We start from the raw sequence: 20,763 nt of genomic DNA, 5'->3' as shown, positions 1-20,763 counted from the left end.
GTCGGGGCGAGGCGGGCGGGTGCCCGGCGGCGGCGCGTCAGTCCAGGGCGTCCATCAGGCGGAACAGTTCCTCGTCGGTGGCGGCGCCGAGGTCGGCACCGGCACCGGCGCTCACTCCCGCGCCGGAGCGGGAGTCGCCGGGCGGGGCGCAGCGGCGGGCGAGGGCGCGCAGCCGGGCGGCGTCGGCCGGGTCGAGGGGCGCGCCGGTGGTGATCAACTCGTCGAGCAGGTCGAGCAGTTCGGCCGCCGTGCGACCTCGTCCGGTGCCCCGGTCGCGGCGGCCGCCGAGGACGCGGACCACGGCGTCCGGGGACGGGTGGTCGAAGACCAGGGTGGCCGGGAGTGCGGTGCCGGTGGCGGCGGCGATCCGCTCGCGCAGTTCGATCGCCTTGACGGAGGTGACGCCGAGGGCGGCGAACGGCCGGGCGGGGTCCAACTCGGCGGGGGCGCGGCCGAGCACCTCCGCGGTCTCGGCCAGGACGAGCCGGCGCAGCGCGGCCTCCCGCTCCGCCGGCTCCGGCGGCGGCACCGGCTCCAATTCCGGTACCGACACCGGAGCGGCGGGCGGTGGCGTGGCGGCCGCGAGCCAGTACGTCTGCCGCTGGAACGGGTACGTCGGCAGGGGCGCCGGCCGGGCGCCGGGCAGCACGGCGTCCCAGTCCACCGGCACGCCGTGCAGGTGGAGGCGTCCGACGGCGGCGAGCAGCGCCCGGGTCTCGTCGGCCTGCGCCGCGGCACCGGCCGTCAGGACGGCGGCGGCCGCGGCCCCCGGGCCCGGGCCCGCACCAGGGGCGGCCAGGCACTCGGTGACCATCGGCGCGAGGGCGGCGGCCGGTCCGAGTTCGAGGTAGGCGTCGACGCGTTCCGCGCGCAGCCGCTGGACGGCGTCCTGGAACCGGACCGGTTCGCGGGCCTGCCGGACCCAGTGGTCGGGGTCGCGGGCCTGGTCGGGGGTCAGCGGGCGGCCGGTGACCCCGGAGACCAGGGGCAGGGCGGGCGCGGCGAGGGCGAGGCCCGCGACCACGTCGCGGAACTCGGCCAGCACCGGTTCCAGCAGCGGGGAGTGGAAGGCGTGCGAGACCCGGAGCCGGGTGGTCCGCCGGTCCGCGAAGTGCGCCTCGACCGCCGCGACGGCGGCCGCGGCGCCCGAGACGACCACGGACGACGGCCCGTTCACCGCCGCGAGTGCCACGAACTCGCCGAGCAGCGGCCGGACTTCGTCCTCGGTGGCGCGGACGGCGAGCATCGCGCCCCCGGCCGGGAGGGACTGCATCAGCCGCCCCCGGGCGGCGACCAGCGCGCAGGCGTCCGGCAGCGTCAGCACCCCGGCCGCGTGCGCGGCGGCGATCTCGCCGACCGAGTGCCCGGCCAGCAGGTCGGGCCGGACGCCCCAGGACTCCAACAGCCGGTACAGGGCGACCTCGTGGGCGAACAGTGCGGGCTGGGCGAACTCCGTCCGGTCGAGCGCCTCCGGACCGTCCCACAGCACCGGCCGCAGCGGCCGGGGGAGCAGCGGGTCGAGCACGGCGCACACCTCGTCCAGCACGGCGGCGAACCGGGGGAAGGCGGCGGAGAGCTCCCGGCCCATGCCGGGCCGCTGGCTGCCCTGCCCGGCGAACAGGAGGGCGAGCCGGCCGCCGCCGTCCCGCCGGCCCGTCGCCGGGATCACCGGGCCGGTCTCCCCGGCGGCGAACCGCCCTAGCGCGTCGACGAGTTCGGCCCGGTCGGCGCCGACCAGCAGGGCCCGGTCCCGGTGGACGGTACGGGTGGTGGCCAGCGCGTGGGCGACGTCCGGCAGGGTGTGCCCGGGGTGCGCGGCGAGGTGGGCGGCCAGCCGCCCGGCCTGCTCCCGCAGGGCCGGCTCGCCCCGGGCGGAGAGCACCAGCGGCACCGGGCCGCCGCCGCCCTGCCCGCCGCTGCTCTGCCCGCCCCTGCTCTGCCCGGCGCCATCCTGCCCGCCGCCGCCCTGCCCGGCGAGGTGCGGTCCGGCGCGGTGCGGCCGGGCGCGGAGCGGTTCGCCGTCCCCGCATTCGGACGGCGCCTCCTCCAGCACGACGTGGGCGTTGGTCCCGCTGATCCCGAACGAGGACACCCCGGCCCGCCGCACCCGGTCGGCCGCCCGGGGCCACGGCCGGTCCCCGGTCAGCAGCCGGACCGCGCCGGAGGACCAGTCCACCCGGGTGGTCGGCTCGGTGACGTGCAGCGTCCTCGGCAGGACGCCGTGCCGTAGCGCCTGCACCGTCTTGATCACCCCGGCCACCCCGGCCGCCGCCTGGGCGTGCCCGAGGTTGGACTTCACGGACCCCAGCCACAGCGGCCGCCCCGCCGGGCGCGCGCCGTCGTGGACGGCGAGCAGCGCCTGGGCCTCGATCGGGTCGCCCAGCGCCGTCCCGGTGCCGTGCGCCTCGACGGCGTCCAGGTCGCCGGGGGCGAGCCCGGCGTCGGCCAGCGCGTGCCGGAGCACCCGCTGCTGGGCGGGGCCGTTGGGCGCGGTGATGCCGTTCGAGGCGCCGTCCTGGTTCACCGCGGAGCCGCGCACCAGGGCGAGCACCGGGTGCCCGTGGCGCCGGGCGTCGCCGAGGCGTTCCAGCACCAGCAGGCCGACGCCCTCCGCCCAGGCGGCGCCGTCGGCGTCGTCCGAGAAGGACTTGCAGCGGCCGTCGGGGGAGAGCCCGCGCAGCCGGGAGAACTCGGTGAACGGGGCCGGGGTGGCCATCACCGCGACGCCGCCGGCCAGCGCGAGCGCGGACTCGCCCGAGCGCAGCGAGCGGCAGGCGAGGTGCAGCGCGACGAGCGAGGAGGAGCACGCGGTGTCGACCGTCAGCGCCGGGCCCTCCAGCCCGAGGGCGTACGAGATCCGCCCGGCCAGCGCGCTGCCCGCGGTGCCGATCCCGAGCAGCCCCTCCAACTCCGCCGGGGCGCCCGTGCCGTAGTCGTGGTACATCGCGCCGGTGAACACCCCGGTCCGGCTGCCGCGCAGCCCGGTCGGGTCGATGCCGGCCCGCTCCAGTGCCTCCCAGGCCGTCTCCAGCAGCAGCCGCTGCTGCGGGTCGGCGGCCAGCGCCTCGCGCGGCGAGAAGCCGAAGAAGGCGGCGTCGAACCGCCCGGCGCCGTCCAGGAAGCCGCCGCGGCGGACGTAGCTCGTGCCGGGGTGGTCCGGGTCGTCGTGGAACAGGGTGTCGAGGTCCCAGCCGCGGTCGCCGGGGAAGGCCGAGTCGGTGTGGGCGCCCCGGGCGAGCAGCGCCCACAGCTCGTCGGGGGAGCCGATGCCGCCGGGCAGCCGGCAGGCCATGCCGACGATCGCCACCGGCTCGTCGGAGGCCGCGCCCGGCGGCTCCGCCGCCCGCTCGGGGGCCGTGCCCGACAGCAGCAGGGCGACGGCGGCGGGGGTGGGGTGGTCGAAGCCCAGGCTGACCGGCAGCAGCCGGCCGGTGGCCTCCACCAGCAGGTTGCGCAGCCGGATGGTGCGCACCGAGTCCAGCCCGTACGCGCGGAACGCGGTGCCGGGGTCGATCGGTTCGTCGGCCGGGCCGCGGCCCGTCACCTCGGCCGCGCAGCTGCGGACGAGGTCGAGCGCCTCGCCGTAGCCCAGCTCCACCGCTGCGCCGGGACCGGTGTCCGGCCGCGCGTCCCCGGCCCCCTTCCGCGGCATCGACGGCGGCACCGGTGTCGCCACCAGCCGCGCCACCGACTCCTCCAACGCCCGCCGGTGGAGCTTCCCGGCCGGGGTGCGCGGCAGCTCGTCGACGGTGACCAGCTCCAGCGGGATCTTGTAGTCGGCGACCCCGCACCCGTGCAGGAAGCCGGTCACCGCCCGCAGGCCGATCCCCGGGGCGGCCCGGCGGGTGAGCACCAGGCACGGGATCTCGCCGAGCCGCTCGTCCGGCAGGGCGACCACGGCCAGCGGCCCGATGCCCGGCAGGGCGGCCAGCAGCTCCTGGACCTCGGTGGCGTCGAACTTCCGCCCGCCCACGTTGATCAGCTCCGCCGACCGGCCGTGGAAGGAGAGCCGTCCGTCCGGGGACAGGCTCGCCCGGTCGCCGGTGCGCAGCCAGCCGTCCGCGGTGACCGCCGCGCGGGTCAGCTCGGGCTCCCGGTGGTAGCCGCGGAACATGCTCGGGCTGCGGTACTGGAGTTCGCCGGTCCGGCCGGCCGGCAGTTCCCGGCCGTCCGGGCCGACGATCCGGACCCGTGCGCCGGGGGTGGGCCGCCCGACGTCGCGCGGCGCGACCGGGTCGGCCGGCCGGGTCCGGGTGCCGGTGCCGAGCTCGGACATGCCCCAGACGATCACCAGGTCACCGCCGAGCGCCGCCCGGACGTCGGCGGCCAGCGCGGCCGGGACCGCCGCCCCGGCGGTGCGCACCTGCTGCGGCCGGAAGCCGGCCGGCCGGCCGCTGCGGGCCAGCGCGGCCAGGACGTCGTGCAGCTGCGCCGGGACGGCGAAGACCGCGCTCGGCGCGGTGCGCCGGGCCAGGGCGAGGAACCGCTCCGGGTCCCAACTGCGCAGCAGGACCTGTCGACAGGCCCGGAACAGCGCGGTGTGCAGCGACTGCAGGCCGAACAGGTGGGTGAGCGGGCAGGCGGTCAGGATCGCCCCGGCGAAGGCCGCCCCGCCCTCCTCGGCGACGGGGGCGGTGTTGGAGAGCAGCCCGTCGTGGCTGTGCAGGCAGATCTTGGGCCGGGCCGAGGTGGTGCCGGAGGAGGGGACCAGGACCAACGGGTGGTCCGGCGTGACCTCGACCGGGTGCGGTTCCCGCCCGGCCTGCTCGGCCATCGCCCGGGCCAGGGAGCGGACGGGCGCCTGTCCCGGTGAGCGGACCGGCGCCCGTTCCGGCGAAAGGTCCCCGGTCGGCGGCAGTTCGTCCGGGTCCCCCGCGATCAGCACGGCCCGCAGCGAGGGCACGGCCGCCGCCAGCGCCGCGGCGGTGTCCGCGGCCTCCGGCGCGAGCAGGACGGCGGACGGGTCCACCCGTTCCAGCAACGCCCGGACGTCGGCGGCCCCGTATCCGGCGTGCACCGGCAGCAGCACCGCGCCGATCACGGCCACGGCCAGGTGCGCGGTCTGGTACTCCCAGCAGTTGGGCAGCTGGACCGCGACCACGTCGCCCGGGCCGGTGCCCAGCTCCTGGAGCGCCCGGGCCAGCGCGGACACCTCGGCCCGCCACTGGCGCCAGGTCAGTTCGCGTTCGCCGTCCACCAGGGCGACGGCGTCCGGCGCGCGGCGCACGGCCGCGGCGAACACCCCGGGCAGGGTGTGCCCGCCCAGCGCCCCGGGAGCCCCGGCGGCCGGATCGATCGCGTAGTCATCGCTGTGGACGGACACCTTCACTCCCGGGGTCGGTGGCGGCTGCGGCTGTCATCCTCGGCCGGACGCCGCCGGGAAAGCCCTAGAGCTGCCGCCGGAACCGGAGTCGGCCCCGGCCGTGGTGGCGGCGGGTCCGGCCTCGGGCGCGGTCCCGGCCCCGGCCGCGACCGCAGAGCCCCCGGAGCCCCCGGAGCCGCGGCGCGCCCGCGGCCGGCCGGACGGCTGCTGCCCGGGGAACGCGACGCCCAGCAGCGCCAGCAGCGGCCGGGCCTTCACCACGGTCTCCTCGAACTCGGCCTCGGCGTCGGACAGGGCGATGATCGCGCCGCCGACCCCGTACCGCAGCCGCCCCCCGCTGAGCACGGCGGTGCGGATCACGATGCTCAGGTCGGCGGCGCCGGTCAGCGAGAAGTAGCCGATCGCACCGGAGTAGATCCCGCGCGGGCCGTTCTCCAGCCGGTCGATGATCCGCATGGTGCGGATCTTGGGCGTGCCCGTCATCGAGCCGCCGGGGAAGGCCGCGCGGACGCCGTCGACCGCGCTGCGCCCGGGCCGCAGCCGGGCCCGGACGGTGCTGACGAGCTGGTGGACGGTGGCGTAGGTCTCGACGTCGAACAGCGGCTCGGCGACCACGGATCCGGTCTCGGCGCAGCTGCCGAGGTCGTGCCGGACGAGGTCGACGACCATCAGGTTCTCGGCGCGGTCCTTCTCGCTGGCCGCCAGGTCGGCGAGCAGCAGGGTGTCCTCGACCGGGGTGGCGCCGCGCGGCCGGGTGCCCTTGATCGGCTTGGACTCCATCAGCCCGTCGGCGCCGATCCGCAGGAAGCGTTCGGGGGAGGAGCTGAGCACGGACAGCCCGTCGAAGTCGAGGAAGGCGGCGAAGGGGGCCGGGCTGATCCGGCGCAGCCTCCGGTAGGCCTGCCAGGGGTCGAGGACGGCGGGGCCGTCGATCATGTTGGTGAGGCAGACCTCGTAGGTCTCGCCCGCGGCGATCTCGTCCTGGCAGGCGTCGATGAGCTTGAGGTAGGACCGGCGGCGGTGGCGCAGCCGCAGCGGGACGGGGTCGCCGGGGCGGACCGGGGCGGGGTCGGCGAGGGCGGGGGCCGGGCCGGCCAGGACGGCGGCGGTCCGGTCCAGCCAGCTGACGGCCGGTTCGCTCCGGCCGTCCTCGGCCAGGGCGAGCAGATGGACGGTGCCGGTGCCGTGGTCGAGGACCACCGCCCGGTCGGCGAACACCATGACCGCGTCCGGGTCGGGCGAGCGGTGGGCGGGCTCGCCGCCGCACTCGGCCTTCAGCTCGTAGCCCAGGCAGCCGACCCAGCCCAGCGCGAAGTCGAAGGGCAGCTCGGGTGTCTCGGTGCGCAGCGTGCGCAGGTCCGCGTCGAGCCAGTCCAGGAAGGCGCCGTGCACCGTCTCGACGGTGTCGCCGGAGCGCACCGTCACGGTGCCCCGGGTGACGTCGGCGGTGGCGACCCGGGCGAGCGGGCCGGAGGCGTCGCCCAGGACGGAGGTCCGGCCGTGCGGTCCGCCGGGGAGGCTGCTGTCCAGCCAGAACGGGTGGTCGCCGGTGCGGAAGAGCCGGTCGAAGACGGCCTCGGCGTCCCACCGGGTGTCGTCGACCGTCCGGCTGAGCACGGTCAGCTGCCGTACGGCGGGTGCGGGCGGAGTGCCGGGACCGCCCGGAGTGCGGGCGGGGCCGGGGGTCCGCCGGGGGCCGGGCCGGGGGCCGGGCCGGTGCGTCCGGTTGAAGTCCTCGGCGAGGTCGCGGAAGTTCGCGAGCAGGTGGTGGCCGGCCTCGGTCCCGATCGACTCGGGGTGGAACTGAACTCCCCACAGGGGGAGTTCATGGTGCTGGAGGGCCATCACCACGCCGTCGTCGGTGGCCCAGGCGACCGGGTCCAGCCCGGGGGCGAGCGCGGTGACGGCCAGCGAGTGGTAGCGGACGACCTCCAGCGGATTGGGCAGCCGGCGGAACAGCCCGGTGCCGGTGTGCCGGACGGCCGAGGTGCGGCCGTGCCGGGGGGCGGGCGCCCGGCCGACGGCGGCGCCGTGGACCAGGGCCAGGCCCTGGTGGCCGAGGCAGACGCCGAGCACGGGCAGGCACCCGTCGCGGGCGATCGCGGCGCAGTGGCCGACGTCGGCGGGGTTGTGCGGGGTGCCGGGCCCGGGGGAGAGGACGACGGCGTCGAAGCCGTCGAGCAGTTCGGGCCGCCAGGACGGGTCGTCGTTGCGGATCACCTCCGGCTCCCGGCCGGTGACTTCGGCGAGGTAGTGGAAGAGGTTGTAGGTGAAGGAGTCGTAGTTGTCGACCAGGAGAGTGCGCATCAGGGGTCCTTGTCCTGCCGGTGCCGCCCGCGGGGGCGCGGTCCGGCGGGCGGTTGGTCAGCGGAGCCCGGCGAGCTCGGTGGTGATCTCCCGCAGGACCGCTGCCTGCTGCTCGGCCAGGAAGAAGTGGCCTCCGGGGAGGACCTCGAGTCGGAAGCCGCCGGTGGTGTGGTCCTGCCAGGCCTCGGCCTCGGCGAGGGTGGTGCGCGGGTCGGCGTCGCCGGTGAGCGCGGTGATCGGGCACCGCAGCACCCGGCCCGGCTCGCAGGTGTAGCGCTCGACGGCGCGGTAGTCGGCGCGGATCGCGGGCATCGCCATCCGCAGGATCTCCTCGTCGGCCAGGGCCCGGGCGTCGCTGCCGTCGAGCAGCCGCAGTTCGGCCAGCACGCCCTCGTCGTCCCGTTGGTGGACGGTCTCGGCGCGGCTGGTGGAGGGCGCCCGGCGGCCGGAGGCGACGATGCCGCGCGGGGCCTGGCCGCTGCCCTTGTGCTCCAGCCGCCAGGCGGTCTCGAAGGCGAGGACGGCCCCCATGCTGTGGCCGAAGTAGAGGGTCGGCCGGTCGTCCAGGGTGAGCAGTTCGTCGGTGATCCGGTCGGCCAGGACGGCGATGGAGTCGACGCAGGGTTCGGTGCGGCGGTCCTGGCGGCCCGGGTACTGCAGCGCGATCACCTCGGTGTCGGCGGCCAGGGCGGCGGAGACCGGGTGGTAGTAGCTGGCGGATCCGCCGGCGTGCGGGAAGCAGACGAGGCGCACCGCCCGGCCGTCCGCCGGATGGAAGCGGCGCAGCCACCGGGTGCTGGAACTGGTCATGGGGTGGGTCCTCTCGCAGGCGGGGTCGGGGGCAGGGTCGGTGACGGTGTCGGGGTCGGTGACGGTGTCGGGGTCGGTGACGGAAGGGGTCGGTGACGGAAGCGGGGGAGCGGTCGGTCCGGACGGTTCAGTCCCGGTGCACGGTGATCGCGGCGGACGGGCAGAGCGTGGCGGCCAGGGCGACGCCCTCCGGGTCGGCCGCGGCGGCGGCCGGGTCGTGGACCAGGACCACGCCGTCGTGGTCCTGGTCGAACACCTCGGGGGCGTTCAGCACGCACTGGCCGGCGCCCACGCAGCGGCCGGTGTCGACGGTGAGGCGCATGGTCGGTTCTCCTGGGGAGGGTTCGTCGGGGGTCGCCGCCGGACGGGTCACCGCGCGGTGGCGGCCGCGGTGGCGGCCGTGGTGGCGGCCGTGGTGGTCACCAGCGGACCGGCAGCGCGTGCAGGCCGCACAGCACGCCGTCGTACTTGTACGGGAGTTCCTCGGCCGGCACCGCCAGCCGCAGGCCGGGGAGGCGTTCGAAGAGCCGGCGGTAGGCGATCTCCATCTCGACCCGGACCAGGTTCTGGCCCAGGCACTGGTGGACGCCGTAGCCGAAGGCCACGTGGTGGCGCTCGGTCCGGGCCGGGTCGAAGGCGTGCGGGCAGGCGAAGGCCCGGTCGTCGTGGTTGGCGGCGGCCACCAGGGCCACGATCCCCTCCCCGGCCCGGACCGGCTGGCCGGCGATCTCGACGTCCTCGACGGCGACCCGCAGCGAGACCAGGTCAGCCACCGAGTGGAAGCGCAGGGTCTCCTCGACCACCCGGTCGTCGCCGATCCACTCGGGGTGGGCGAGCAGGGTCACCACGCCGAGCGCGATGTTGTTGGCGGTGGTCTCGTGGCCGGCGATGAGCAGCAGCATCAGCACCCCGGACAGCTCCCGGGGCTCGATCGCGCCGGTCGCCAGCAGCCGGCTGATCAGGTCGTCGCCCGGCCACTGCTGCTTGATGGCGACCAACCGGTTGATGTAGCGCAGCAGTTCGCGGGAGGCGGTGTCGCGCTGCTGGTCGGTCGAGGAGCGGATGGCGACCAGGGTGCGGGTGCGGGACTCGAAGAAGTCCCGGTCCACCGGCGGGACGCCGAGCAGCGCGGAGATCACCAGGGAGGGGACGGGCAGGGCGAAGTCGGCGACCAGGTCGGCCTCGGGGCCGGCGGCCAGCAGGGCGTCGATGCACCGGTCGACGGTCTGCTCGACCGCCGGGCGCAGCTCCCGGATCCGGCGGACGGTGAACTCGGGGATCAGCGCCTTGCGGAAGCGGTCGTGCTCGGGCGAGTCCAGGCCGACGAACCAGCCGGGGATCTGCTCCTGGCGGGGCACGCCCATGGTCTGGCTGATGGTGGGGAACCCGGGGTGGTCGGGGTTGGAGCTGATCCGGCGGTCGGTCAGCACGGCCCGGACGTCCTCGTGCCGGGTCACCAGCCAGACCCGGTTGCCGTTCGGCAGGTGGCACACCACCAGGCCGGGCCGGGCACGGTAGTCCTGGTAGCGGGGCGGCGGGAAGGCCTCGCCGGGGCGGCGCAGCGGGAAGTCGACCACCGGCGGGCCGGCGTCCGTCCCCTGCGGTCCGGTGCTCGTCATGTCGTCGGGTCTCCCTCGGGGCGGGGGCGGTGCGGGTCCCGGACGTCCCGGTCCGGTGCGGATGCACGGGCGTGCGGCCTCCGGCGTGCGGGCGAGCGGCGTACGGCGTGCGGTTCAGGACGCGCCGTGGAAGGCGCGGACCCGGTCGATCACCCGGTCCTGGTCGGCCGGGGTCAGGTCGGTGTAGGTGGGCAGGTAGAGCCCGTCGGCGGCGAACCGGCTGGCGTTGAGGCCGGGCCAGGCCGGGTCGAGGTAGCCGGGCTGGCGGCTCATCGGCTGGAAGAACAGCCGGGTCTCGATGCCCTCGGCGGCCAGGAACTCGCGCAGCTCGGTGCGGCGTTCGGTCCGCAGGTCGTACATCCAGAGCACGTCCCGGGGCGGCAGCAGGGTGAGTCCGGGGACGTCCTTGAGGCCCTGGTCGTAGCGGCGCTCGATCTCGCGGCGGGCGGCGAGGATCTCGTCCAGCCGCTCGGTCTGGGCGAGTGCGACGGCGGCCTGCATCGCCGTCATCCGGAAGTTGTAGGCGAGCTTCTTGTGCAGGAAGCTGTGGTCGGTGGTGAACGCCATGGCCCGCAGGTGGGCCAGTTGGCCGGCCAGGCGGGGGTCGTCGGTGAGGCAGATGCCGCCCTCCCCGGCGGTGACGATCTTGTTGGCGAACAGCGAGAAGCAGGCGATGTCGCCGACCGGGCGGACGCCGTGGGCCTCGGCCGAGTCCTCGACCACCCGCAGGTTGTACTGGTGGGCGAGGTCCGTGATCGCGGCCATGTCGCAGCGGCGGCCGTAGATGTGCACCGGCATGATCACCTTGGTGCGCGGGGTGATCCGCTCCTCGATCCGGGCGACGTCGATGTTCAGGTCGTCCGCGCAGTCGACGAAGACCGGGGTGGCGCCGGTGTAGGTCACCGCCCAGGCCGAGGCGATCATGGTGAACTCCGGCACGATCACCTCGTCCCCCGGGCCCACGCCGAGCGCGCGCAGCGCCAGGGTGAGCGCGGCGGTGCCCGAGGAGCAGGCGACGCCGTGGGCGGAGCCGTGGTGGTCGGCGAAGGCCTCCTCGAACCGGCGGACGTACGGTCCCTGGGACGAGATCCACCCGGCCTCGACGGTGCGGGTGACGTACTCCAGCTCCCGTCCGTCGAGGCTGGGGCGGGAGACGGGGATGGTGAAGGGCATGGGTCCTCACTCCGGGCGGAGAGGTGCGGCGACGTGGGGGCCTCGGCGCTCCGGCCGTGGCCGTGGTCGCGCCAATGGCAGGGCAGGGCGGGGCGGGTCAGGCCACGGCCGGTCGGGCCAGGGCCGGCAGGCCGAGCAGCAGGTCGGCGGCGGCGGCCCGGCCGCCCGCCGCGCGCTGCGCGGTGCCGATGCGTTCGGCGCGCTCCCGGTAGGAGCGGTCGCCGAGCACCCGGGTGAGCTTGTCCACGACGTCGGCGGGGTCGAGCTCGCGCGGCCGGTCGAGGGTCAGGCTGATCCCGAAGTCCCGCCCGCGCACCGCCTGGTCGTAGCAGTCCACCCACAACGGCCGGACCACCAGCGGCTTCCCGAAGTAGACGCCCTCGTGGAAGCCGTTGCCGCCGCCGTGGGTGAAGAACAGGTCGACGTTGGGGTGCGCCAGCACGTCCAGTTGGGACGGCAGCCAGCTCTCGACCCGCAGGTTGCCGGGCAGTTCTTCGCGCGGCGGCAGCAGGTGCTGCTGCTCGGCCGGCAGCCGCCACAGCACCTGGTGCCGGCCGTCCAGCCGGCGGGCGACCTCCACCAGGTCGCGGACCTGCCACCCGGTCAGCCGGGTGATCGTGCCGAAGCCCATGTAGACCACCGAGGACTGGGCGTCCAGCCAGTCCATCACGCCCGTCCCGTCGTCGGCGGGCGTGGACTCCGGCAGCGGCGGCACCATCGCCCCGACCAGCCGGACCTTGCCCGGCAGCGGGAACGGGTAGTCCAGCTCCGGCACGGAGTTGCAGAGCACCAGCTCCGCACGGTCGATCCGGGTCATCGGGCTGGGCTTCGGCAGGCCGAGCTCCTTGCGAAGCCGGGCGTCCTCGGAGAGCACCCGGCCCATGGCCGGGTTGAGGAAGAGCGCGAGCGTGCGGAGCTTGAAGAGCCGGTTGCGCAGCCGCTGCCCGGCGGACATCGGGTAGGGCAGGCCCGAGTGCGGGACGGGGAAGTCCTTCGGGGTGTACGAGGGCCCGAACGGGCTGTGCGAGGTCAGCACGTTGCTGGGCAGGAACGGCACGCTCAGCACGAAGGGGATCCCCCGGGCGAGCGCCAGGTCGACGGCGAAGGCGCTGACGCAGTCGATCACCATCAGGGCCGGGTCGCACTTGTCCACCACGGCGGCGAGCCGGCGGAACTTCTCGGCCTGGAGGTCGGGCCGGTAGGACTGCCGGATCACCGCGCGGTGCGCCTTGAAGCGGGACTCCTGGGTCACCTGCCGGTACACGTCGTCGCTCCAGGTGACCGCCGACAGCTCGGAGAAGACGTCGCCGAGGGAGGCGAACTCCACCGCCGACCGGTCGGCGAGCGCTGCCACCTCGGCGCGCCGCGGCTCGTCGGTGGCGAACCAGAGGTCGGGCACGCCCCGCCGGGCCAGCTCGCCCGCCAGCACCAGCAGGGGGTTCAGCAGGCCGCTCTCCGGGAGGCTGACAAACAGGATCGGCCGTCGCGGGCTGCTCGGCCGGGGCGGGGCGTTCATCGGACTCCCTCGGGGCGGGGTGGTGGCTGGGACTGCACCCCACCTTGGTCCCACGCCCGGTTCCGGGAATTCCTTAGTCCTGACCGGTCCTGACCGGGAGCCGCGCCCGATCATCCGCTTGTGTCCCGTTTTGGACGGCGGATGACGGGCAAAGAGACTCCAGCGCTTTCGCCAAGCAATTCCCCCTTCGGCCCCGGGGGTTCGAACGCCGATCCGACGATTGATCGAGTCGAACCCGTTCTGGATCGGGATGGTTCGGATACTTGCCTGCTTCTTGACGGGTCCCATATATTCTTGCTCGAACCTGCCCGGGTACGCTGATTCCCGGTCAGCCGCTTTTGCGGTCCGATCTCCCGGGCCGCGCCGGGATTTCCGATCCGTTCCGCACCCCGGAGGTACAGGAGGTCGTGTCGTCAGCAGCGGGAACGCCGGCACCGGCCGCCGACCGGGGATCCGGAGTGCGGCGGAGAGATCCCGGTAGACGCGCACCGGGCAGGCCGGGCGGTGGCGGTCCTTCGCCGCTGAACCGGCCCCCCGGGCCTGACGACACCCTTCCCGGCCGCCGCTGAGCTGCGGAGGAGCCGACCGCACCGTCCTCGTCGACCAGTTCACCGAGAGCCGGGATTCCTCCCGGTCCTCCCCGTCACCCGTTCAGGAATTCGACCGGCAGTGCTCCGGTCCCGGCCGACACCGGAATACCGGCCGATTCCTGGATATTCGTACACAGTTCCATGTGCGGATGCGGTCGCCCGTGCGGCGGCCCGGATATTTCGAACGTCCATCCATCCGCACTTCCGCCCCGAAGGGAACCGACTTCCGTGGTGATTTCCCATTCTGCCCAGCCGATTTCCGCCCGGACCGTCGCACCCGAGCGGGACCACGTCGGCGGCGCGGCGGCGCGGCACCAGCGGTCGAGCGGTCAGGACGGTCTGACCATGGCCCAACTCGACCGGGCCCTCACCATCCGCCAGGCCAACGAGGCCTTCTTCTGGCAGTTCGGCCGCTCCTCGGCCGACCTCTGCGGCCGGACCTTCAGCGAACTCGTCCACCCGAGCGTCCAGCAGCCCCTGCTGCGCCAGTTCTCCGGGCTGATCGAGGGGCGGCGCGACCGCTTCGCCACCGACGTCATCGCGGTCGGGCCGGGCGACGAGACCTTCACCGTGCCGCTCACCGCCGTGATGGTGCGCGGCGGGCTGCCCGACGAGTCCTCGATCCTGGTCATGATGCCGGACGGCCGTCCGGGGCAGGGCGGGTCGGAGGTGGTGGCGGGCCGGCACAAGCTGCTCAGCGAGATCGACGCCAGGATCCTCGAGGGCATAGCGGCCGGGGTCTCCACGGTGCCGCTCGCCGCCCGGCTCTACCTGAGCCGCCAGGGCGTCGAGTACCACGTCACCTGCCTGCTGCGGAAGTTGCGGGTCCCGAACCGCGCCGCGCTGGTCTCCCGGGCCTACTCCATGGGCGTGCTCAAGGTCGGGGTCTGGCCGCCCAAGGTGGTCGAGAGCTTCGTCAAGTAGCCGCACCGGGGCTCCCGGTGGGCCCGCCGGTTCGCGCCGGCGGCCCGGAGCGCCGCCGTTGCCCGGGGCGGGTTCCGCCCCGGGCGGGGCGTCACTGGTCGGTGTAGCTGAGGTCGCCCACCGTCCAACTGCTGATGTCGGCGATGGCGATGCGGTACATGCCTCCGGTGTGCGGCAGGGCGTAGCTGCCCTGCAGGATGCGGGCGACGTGCAGGTGCAGATGGGTGGGCCGGGCGGCGCGCGGGGCGTCGCCTCCGGTGGCGTGGGCGACGTGGGCGGTGGGCGACGAGAACAGCGCGGCGAAGGGCTTCAGGTGGTCGGAGGCGGTGAGGACTTCGGCGACCCGCTCGTGCCACAGGCTCTCCGGGGCCAGACGTCCGGTGATGACCGCGCCCGGTACGACGACTGTCAGGGGCATCTGGTTGCTGTGCTCGGACTCCACCATCGCGGCGATCTCGACGAGCAGCGCATCAGGGTTCGACATGCCCCCAGAGGATAGTTCGGGCCGTGGCCGTCGCGCACGTCAGTCCTCGAACGGACCGCGTCGGGTCCTGCGGTCGGCCAGGACCCGGCGCGGCGGTGATCAGAGCTTGTACATCGCGGCGTAGGGCTGGGTGACGCGTTCCTGGCGCGTGCCGAAGTCGACGAGGGCGGCGATGGCACCCTCGCCCTCGACGTCGATGACCCGGCCGAGGCCGAACCGGTCGTGGGTGACCCGGTCGCCGACGGCGAAGTGCTTGTGTGGTGCTGCCTGCGTTCGACTCTTGAAGGGGCTGGTCGGCAGGGGGCGGCGAGGTGCTGCGAAATTTGTCATTGCCGCCAGTGTGCGCCGGGGAACGCGAAATGGACACCCCCGCGCCGAACGGGAATGTCGGGTCGCACGGGTCTCCCGGCTTTCCGGATGTCTCGGACGCCCGTTCTGCGCCGTGCCCGGCACCGTGAGCGGCGTGCGGTCGAGCTGCCGCGGGTTCGGGCCCGGGTGGGACCGGGCGGGAAGGAGCCCGCCGTTCGGGGCCCCGGCCTGCTAGAGTCGAGCTAGTTGCAGTAGTGGTTCCCATGGACTTTCTGTGTGCCCTGTCTGATCATACGGGCACATTTTTGTTCCCCCGGCTCTTCCCCGGGCGGGTTCTCCATGCGGCGCACCCGGAGTCCGCGATCACGCGCTTCGGACAGCCCCTTGAAGGAGATTTTTTATGGCTAATGGCACCGTGAAGTGGTTCAACTCGGAAAAGGGCTTCGGCTTCATCGAGCAGGAGGGTGGCGGCCCGGACGTCTTCGCCCACTACTCGAACATCAACGCCAACGGCTTCCGTGAGCTGCTCGAGGGCCAGAAGGTCGAGTTCGACGTCACGCAGGGCCAGAAGGGCCCGCAGGCCGAGAACATTCGCCCGCTGTAGTACCGCCCGGCACCCGCCCGGCAGCGAGGGGCCCGTACTGCTTGCACGGCAGTGCGGGCCCCTCGGCATCGCATCACGCCGCAACCCGGCCCCACGGCCCCACCGCAGCCCCCGTGAGACGCACGACGCGGCGCCCGGATCGGCGCTCCGACCGCGGTGCACGGCGCGCGGCCCGTGGTCCTCCGCTCCCGCTCCGCGCGGTGGGCTCCAGCCGGTGGTCGACGTGCCGCACGGTTCCACCGTCCACGCCCCGCCCACCGCATCTCCCGGCCCGTTCCCCTGCGGTCTACGTCGGCACCCAGCGCCGGCCGAGTCCTCCTCGTGACGCGCCGCGCCGAGGAAAGGCATCCCGTATGCACCGCTCCAGCCGCTCCCCGCACCGGACGGGCCACTGCTGCTCCGACGGCGCCCACGACGTCCGCCCCGTCGGCGCTCCCGTCCGCGCCGACCGCCCCTCCGCCGGCCGGAACACCGCTCAACCACCCTCCGGGAAGGGCGAGTTCGTGGTGCCCGCGAGCGCCACTCCGACGCTGCCGGCCGTCACGTCCTTCGAGGAGCTGGGCCTGCCCGAGGCGCTGCTGCCCGTCCTGGCCGGCCAGGGCGTCACGGCGCCGTTCCCGATCCAGGCGGTGACGCTGCCGAACGCGCTCGTGGGCCGTGACGTGCTCGGGCGCGGCCGGACGGGCTCGGGCAAGACCCTCGCGTTCGGGCTCGCCGTGCTGGCCCGCACCGCCGGACGGCGGGCCGAGCCGCGCCGCCCGCTGGCGCTGGTGCTGGTGCCGACCCGCGAGCTGGCGCAGCAGGTCTCCGAGGCGCTCAGGCCGTTCGCCCAAGCCGTGCGGCTGCGGATGGTGACCGTGGTGGGCGGGACGTCGATGAGCCGTCAGGCCTGGATGCTGAACCGCGGGGCGGAGGTCGTGGTGGCCACCCCGGGGCGGTTGACCGACCTGATCCGGCGCGGCGACTGCCAACTGGACCGGGTCGGCGTCACGGTGCTGGACGAGGCCGACCAGATGGCCGACATGGGCTTCCTCCCCCAGGTCACCGAGCTGCTCCTGCAGGTCGGAGCGGACGGCCAGACGCTGCTGTTCTCCGCCACCCTGGACCGCAACGTGGACCGTCTGGTGCGACGGTTCCTGCACGACCCGGTCACCCACTCGGTGGACCCGGCGACCGCGACGGTCAGCACGATGGAGCACCACGTCCTGCAGGTGCAGTCCTTCGACAAGGACGCCACCATCGCCCACATCGCCTCCCGCGAGGGCGGGGTGATCATGTTCACCGGGACCAAGCACGGCGCGGACCGTCTGGTGGACGTCCTGCTCGCGAACGGGGTGAAGGCCGCGGCCCTGCACGGGGGCAAGGCCCAGCCCCAGCGCACCCGCACCCTGGAGCAGTTCCGCAGCGGCGAGGTGACCGCGCTGGTCGCGACCAACGTCGCCGCCCGCGGCATCCACGTCGACGGGCTGGACCTCGTCGTCAACCTCGAGCCGCCCGGCGACTACAAGGACTACCTCCACCGGGGCGGGCGAACCGCCCGTGCCGGCGAGTCCGGCACCGTCGTCACCCTGGTGCTGCCCGCCCAGCGCCGCGAGATGACCCGCCTGATGGCCAAGGCGGCGATCACCCCCGTCACCACCAAGGTCCGCTCCGGCGACGAGGACCTGGCCCGCATCACCGGCGCCCGCACCCCCACCGGCATCCCCACCACGGTCGCCGACCCGGTCGTCGAACGGCCGCGGCGCAACTCCGCCACCGGCCGGGGCCGCTACGGCCGGCCCGACCGCACCGCCGACAGGGGCCGCGACCACCGGAGCTCCGCGGACCGCCGCGGCAGGGGCGGTGCGGGAACGCCGGGAGCGCCGGTCGGGCCCTGACAGCGGCGGTCGGGCGGCTGAGACTCTCCGCACCCGATGTGTTCCAGGCCGTGAGGTGGCTCGCTGGAGAGCGACCGCCGGCCCGGGTCGGCGGAGTTCGAGCACTCCGCGAAGGACGGGCTGACGCCCGCTGCCACCGCCCCGGCCGACGACCGGCCGGGCGGTCCCGGGCACCGGGACGGGCGCTCCTCACGTCCGGCGCCCCGGCGCGGGACCTCCGGCAGGCCGGCACGGCCGCGGCCCCTGGACGGTCCGGGCCTGAGCCGGGCCCGCGCGCGGACCGCCCGGGCCGGGACGGCCGGGCGAAGCCGCCGCGGTCATCGCCTCGCTCAGCCGCTGCAGCACGGCCGCGTCGGCGACCGCCTCCAGCACCGTCAGCAGCGCCTCCACCAGGAGGCCGTCGCCGGCCGCCACCGCACGGCAGATCAGGTCCACCAGATCGGCGGGCCCGTCCTGCCCTGCGCGGGCGGCAGTCATCGAAGGCCACCGATCCGGCCGGCAGCCCGTGGGCCGCCGGGCAGGTGCACAGGACGGGAGTCCGGGCCCTCGGGTCCGAGGACGGCGTCACCCCGCAGCAGGCCGTCGAGCACGGCCGTGACCCAGGCGGCCAGGTCCGCACCGGGCGGCAGCGCCGGCGCGGTGCCGAAGACGGAGCGTTGGGCAAATCCGGTGTCCAGATGCGGCAGCCGCGCGTCCAGAACACCGACCCGATCACGACGGCGCTCGGCCCGGACGGAGTCGAGCCAGGCCGCCAGGGCCGCCTTGGAGGCCCGGTAGGCGGCCGTCCTCGGAAAGTCGCGGTCGACGATGACGCCGGTCAGGGCGCCGATCGCGCCGCCGGGCCCGACGACGGCCAGTGCACCTTCGAGCACGGCCACCGGCGCCGACGCGTTCACCGTCATCAGATGCTCCTGGACCGCGAGCGGCACCTCCCCGGCACGGCCGAAGGCGACCGCACCGGAGGCCACGAGCACCGCATCCAGGGCGCCGCCGGTCCGATCGGCCGCCCGCGCCGCGAGAGCGCGGCAGGATTCCAGGTCGTACGCGTCGAAGGCCTCACCCCGGCCCGCCCCCACGCGCGCTGCCACGCGGGCCAGCCGGACGGGATTCCGCCCGGCCACCGCCACCCGGGCCCCGCGCGCGGCCGCGGCGGCCGCCACCTCACCGCCGATCACTCCGGTGGCCCCCACCACCAGGAGTCTCAGCCCTTCGATCTCCACGATTCCTCCCGAGCGGCGGTCCGCACACGGCGGCCGACCGCGCCCGGGTCGGCAGCTCCGTGGTTCGACCTGTTGTCGGTCACGACCCCTCCAGCACCACGGGCAGTCGGCGTTCCACCGCGTCCGCGAGCCACTCGAACTCGGCCCGCAGGAACGGCGAAGCGAGGCGCGCGAGGCCGTTGAACCGCAGGGACGCGCGGTAGACCAGCAGCGTGCGCCCGCCGGAGGCCCGGATCGTGATCTCGTCCGTGGCCGTGACGGTGCGGTTGCTCCCGGTGAACACCAGCCGGTCGGGCCGGTACTGCACCAGGAGGTAGTCGAGTTCGGTGCGGCGGCCCCTGAAACGCGAGGTGTTGCGCCAGCGCGCTCCTTCCACCACGGGGCCCGGATCCAGACGCGTGCAGGTCTCGGTGCCCGGATCCCACTCGGGCGTGTTCCCGAAGTCCGCCAGATAGCGGAGGACCTCCTCGGCGGGGCGGTCGACGACCATGGTGCGTTCGACGCTGATCATCACTTCTCCTTGTCCGTTGCGGCCTGCCACGCGCGGGTGCTCCGGTCCCTTCTTCGTCACCGATGCGTGTTCGGATGGCCGGAGGCGGGCCCGCCTCCGGCCGAACGACGGAGGACGGCTGTCGGACGCGGGCCCCGCGCGGTGGACCCACTGCCCCTGCCGTAGCTGGTCGGCCGGTCACCCGGCCTTGTCGCCCGGCAGGCGCTGCTCCGGGCGCGGCCGACGCTTCAGGAGCGCGGGGGCATGCACCGCAGCAGACCGGTCGCGGCTCGTGCGGGGCCGTGCGGGCGCAGGGAGGCGCTGAGGGCCGCCGTGCCGTGGGCCCGTCCGGCGAGGAGCGCGGCGACGGCGCGGCCGGCGGTTTCGGAGGTGAGGGTGTTGGGGGCCAGGCACCGGCCTGCCGCGGCGCGTTCGGCGTCGTGGGCGATGGCGAACTGGTCGCTGGAGAACGGCAGCACCAGCGCGGGAACGCCGGCGTGCAGGCATTCGGTGAAGGAGTTGTTGCCGCCGTGGTGGACCATGGCGGCCGTGTGCGGGAGCAGTTCCTGTTGCGGGATCGCCGGGGCGACGTGGAACCGTCCCGGGTCGGCGTCGCGCAGCAGGGGGTGCGCCGTGACGGCCGCAACGCGTTCGCCGGCGGCCACGATCACCGAGGCCGGGGTGTGCCGGAGGACCCCGGCCGCGGCAGTGGCCAGGACGTCGTGGCGGGCGGACAGGAAGGTGCCCAGGGCGACGAGCACCAGCGGACGGCCGCCGGCGCTCAGGCGGGCCACGACGGCTTGCCAGCGTTCGTCCAGCGGCTTGGGTCCGGAGTGTGGCAGCAGATGGCCCGCGTAGAGGGCCTGGGGGCCGGTCGGTGCGGGCGGGAGCCAGGTCAGCCGCGGGTAGTTGAAGACGACGGCGTGCGGTGAGCACAGGGCGAAGGCCCGTCCGGGGGCGGGCCGGTCCGGGGCGTGGCGCCGGACGACGGCTTCGAACGCGGCGGTGAACGCGGCGTCGTCGGCCGCCGCCGCGCTGCGCAGCCGGTCGACGTCGGCGGAGGCCGGGCGCAGGGTGTCCGGCCAGGCGTAGGGGAGGCCGAAGTAGGCGTCGGGTGCGGTCGGCAGGTAGCTGGGGTGGCCGGGGCAGAAGGTCGCGTAGGGCAGGTCGAGGCAGTGCAGGGCGAGGGTGGCGGAGTAGGAGAGCTGGTCGACGAGGTACCAGTCGGGACGCAGCCGCTCGTCAAGGCCGGCGAGGTCGTGCAGGACGCGATCGGGGTCGGCGAGCATGTCGTCGGCGGGGTGGCGGGCCTGGGTGAGGAGCGTTGCGGTCGGTCCGTGGTGGGTGGCGTCGAGGAACTCGCGCAGGCGGTCCGCTTCGGCCCGGTCCTGGTGCGTGGTCTCGGCGATGCCGTGGTTGGCGTTGCGGGTGACGGCCAACTCGGTGAACCCGAGGCCGCTGCTGGTGCGCCGGCACGGCCCGTGTGCCGGATCCAATCCGTTCCGGCGCCCGCCTCC

At 75.0% G+C, this 20,763-nt stretch carries 16 protein-coding genes; 3 read left to right on the top strand and 13 right to left on the bottom strand.

Features of this window, described 5'->3' with window-relative positions:
- Positions 1 to 37: 37 nt before the first annotated feature.
- The 7 genes from AB0O91_RS07000 to AB0O91_RS06970 form a co-directional block, all read right to left on the bottom strand.
- Positions 38 to 5,323, bottom strand: coding sequence for a beta-ketoacyl synthase N-terminal-like domain-containing protein (locus AB0O91_RS07000; protein WP_363428722.1), 5,286 nt, complete (start codon positions 5,321 to 5,323; stop codon positions 38 to 40).
- A gap of 33 nt (positions 5,324 to 5,356) precedes the next feature.
- Entirely contained in the window at positions 5,357 to 7,630 is a 2,274-nt protein-coding gene (gene pabB, locus AB0O91_RS06995) for an aminodeoxychorismate synthase component I (RefSeq protein WP_363428720.1), read from the bottom strand.
- 57 nt (positions 7,631 to 7,687) lie between these two features.
- A complete protein-coding gene (locus AB0O91_RS06990) occupies positions 7,688 to 8,440 on the bottom strand; it encodes an alpha/beta fold hydrolase (protein WP_363428718.1) in 753 nt (250 codons plus the stop codon).
- A 127-nt stretch (positions 8,441 to 8,567) separates the two neighbouring features.
- Positions 8,568 to 8,762, bottom strand: coding sequence for a ferredoxin (locus AB0O91_RS06985; protein WP_363428716.1), 195 nt, complete (start codon positions 8,760 to 8,762; stop codon positions 8,568 to 8,570).
- Positions 8,763 to 8,859: 97 nt separating this feature from the next.
- Positions 8,860 to 10,059 (bottom strand): cytochrome P450, encoded by a 1,200-nt coding sequence (locus tag AB0O91_RS06980; RefSeq protein WP_363428714.1) that lies wholly within the window; start codon positions 10,057 to 10,059, stop codon positions 8,860 to 8,862.
- A 114-nt stretch (positions 10,060 to 10,173) separates the two neighbouring features.
- Entirely contained in the window at positions 10,174 to 11,232 is a 1,059-nt protein-coding gene (locus AB0O91_RS06975; protein WP_363428712.1) for a DegT/DnrJ/EryC1/StrS family aminotransferase, read from the bottom strand.
- A gap of 97 nt (positions 11,233 to 11,329) precedes the next feature.
- Positions 11,330 to 12,748, bottom strand: coding sequence for a glycosyltransferase (locus tag AB0O91_RS06970; RefSeq protein WP_363428710.1), 1,419 nt, complete (start codon positions 12,746 to 12,748; stop codon positions 11,330 to 11,332).
- 935 nt (positions 12,749 to 13,683) lie between these two features.
- Here AB0O91_RS06970 and AB0O91_RS06965 point away from each other — a divergent pair.
- Entirely contained in the window at positions 13,684 to 14,262 is a 579-nt protein-coding gene (locus AB0O91_RS06965) for a LuxR C-terminal-related transcriptional regulator (protein WP_363428708.1), read from the top strand.
- A 91-nt stretch (positions 14,263 to 14,353) separates the two neighbouring features.
- Here the strand turns inward: AB0O91_RS06965 and AB0O91_RS06960 are convergent, their stop codons facing one another.
- Both AB0O91_RS06960 and AB0O91_RS06955 read right to left on the bottom strand, forming a co-directional pair.
- A complete protein-coding gene (locus AB0O91_RS06960; protein ID WP_363428706.1) occupies positions 14,354 to 14,746 on the bottom strand; it encodes a hypothetical protein in 393 nt (130 codons plus the stop codon).
- Between the two features lie 99 nt (positions 14,747 to 14,845).
- A complete protein-coding gene (locus AB0O91_RS06955) occupies positions 14,846 to 15,076 on the bottom strand; it encodes a hypothetical protein (RefSeq protein ID WP_363428704.1) in 231 nt (76 codons plus the stop codon).
- 379 nt (positions 15,077 to 15,455) lie between these two features.
- Here AB0O91_RS06955 and AB0O91_RS06950 point away from each other — a divergent pair, with 379 nt between their 5' ends.
- Together AB0O91_RS06950 and AB0O91_RS06945 are read left to right on the top strand one after the other, a co-directional pair.
- Complete coding sequence (locus AB0O91_RS06950) at positions 15,456 to 15,659, top strand: cold-shock protein (protein WP_045694210.1); 204 nt, start codon at positions 15,456 to 15,458, stop codon at positions 15,657 to 15,659.
- Positions 15,660 to 16,012: 353 nt separating this feature from the next.
- A complete protein-coding gene (locus AB0O91_RS06945) occupies positions 16,013 to 17,536 on the top strand; it encodes a DEAD/DEAH box helicase (protein ID WP_363428702.1) in 1,524 nt (507 codons plus the stop codon).
- A gap of 189 nt (positions 17,537 to 17,725) precedes the next feature.
- Here AB0O91_RS06945 and AB0O91_RS06940 read toward each other — a convergent pair whose 3' ends face one another.
- The 4 genes from AB0O91_RS06940 to AB0O91_RS06925 form a co-directional block, all read right to left on the bottom strand.
- Positions 17,726 to 18,013, bottom strand: a complete 288-nt coding sequence (locus AB0O91_RS06940; protein ID WP_363428700.1) for a hypothetical protein — start codon at positions 18,011 to 18,013, stop codon at positions 17,726 to 17,728.
- Entirely contained in the window at positions 18,010 to 18,726 is a 717-nt protein-coding gene (locus tag AB0O91_RS06935; protein WP_363428836.1) for an SDR family NAD(P)-dependent oxidoreductase, read from the bottom strand. Before AB0O91_RS06935 ends, AB0O91_RS06940 begins: the two co-directional genes overlap by 4 nt.
- A 109-nt stretch (positions 18,727 to 18,835) precedes the next feature.
- Complete coding sequence (locus AB0O91_RS06930) at positions 18,836 to 19,267, bottom strand: SRPBCC family protein (RefSeq protein ID WP_363428698.1); 432 nt, start codon at positions 19,265 to 19,267, stop codon at positions 18,836 to 18,838.
- A gap of 227 nt (positions 19,268 to 19,494) precedes the next feature.
- Positions 19,495 to 20,742 carry a glycosyltransferase gene (locus AB0O91_RS06925; RefSeq protein WP_363428696.1) on the bottom strand — a complete coding sequence of 416 codons (1,248 nt, stop codon included), beginning with the start codon at positions 20,740 to 20,742 and terminating at the stop codon, positions 19,495 to 19,497.
- Positions 20,743 to 20,763: the final 21 nt, after the last annotated feature.

This window comes from Kitasatospora sp. NPDC089797, from assembly GCF_040684795.1.
GTDB lineage: Bacteria > Actinomycetota > Actinomycetes > Streptomycetales > Streptomycetaceae > Kitasatospora.
The sequence above is the reverse complement of the archived record's forward strand: the minus strand, read 5'-3'. Positions and strand labels throughout refer to the sequence as shown.